General features: G+C 30.4%; 1 protein-coding gene. It reads left to right on the top strand.

Annotated features, from left to right (window positions below; genetic code table 11):
- Window positions 1–335: 335 nt before the first annotated feature.
- A complete protein-coding gene (locus tag N5E64_RS15635; RefSeq protein ID WP_038335637.1) occupies window positions 336–620 on the top strand; it encodes a helix-turn-helix domain-containing protein in 285 nt (94 codons plus the stop codon).
- The last annotated feature ends 276 nt before the right edge of the window (window positions 621–896 follow it).

Raw genomic sequence — 896 nt, 5'->3', positions numbered from 1 at the left:
CAAAAGTAATTGTGTCCAATTTTGTTGATAAAGATGGAAACGAATTAAGCCTAAAAACCGTTCGAACAATTTTAACTCCATCACGAGAAGATAAACGACCAAATGTAAATAAGCGAATAGATATAGATAAATTGCTTTAAAGCATTCAATCCTAACTTACTCAGTTAGGATTTTTTTTGCTCAAAAAGGTCTTATTCAAAAAATAGCAAGTCTTTAACCAATCATAGATAAACAGTTAGTTTCAAAATTATTTTGGTCTTATAAGACCAACTTAAGACCTGGCGACTTTTTTTTCTGTACTTCATTTGTTCCATAATCTTAAAACAAGAAAGAAAATGGAAGCAATCATTTTAACAAAAGAACAATACGATGCGATCGTATTCCAATTAGAGGAAATCACTAAAAAATTAAACAAAGCATTAGCAGCTAAACAAGAAACATTTATGGATAACCAAGAGTTTCTAATGCTAATGAAAATTTCAAAACGTACAGCTCAAACGTGGAGAGATGAAGGAAAGGTTTCATTCTGTCAAGTAGGCAACAAAATCTACTACAAAATGTCTGATGTCGAAAAGTTATTGAACGAACACTACAACAAATCATTCTCTAACAAACGCTAAGAGTGAAACGAAGAAATGGCATCTAAATCGTTGGCGTTAAGAAAATCATTTTTAAGAAGGATTAGAAGGAATTACCGACCATCGGGAATGATTTAATTCATTCCCGAAGTGAAAAGGATTTTTAGCCTAAACGGATTTATAGCCTTGACTTTTTTGTTTCGTTTTTGTGTCAAGACAAATCCGAAGGATTCATGAATACATTATTTATAAAATAATAAACCAATGAATAAAAATGAAAGTAAAGAACAATTCATTTTACTTTTTACATAATACATA

Source organism: Empedobacter sp. GD03739 (assembly GCF_029843245.1).
Lineage (GTDB): Bacteria > Bacteroidota > Bacteroidia > Flavobacteriales > Weeksellaceae > Empedobacter > Empedobacter falsenii_B.
Note: the sequence above shows the minus strand (reverse complement) of the source record. Positions and strands in the feature narration are given on the sequence as shown.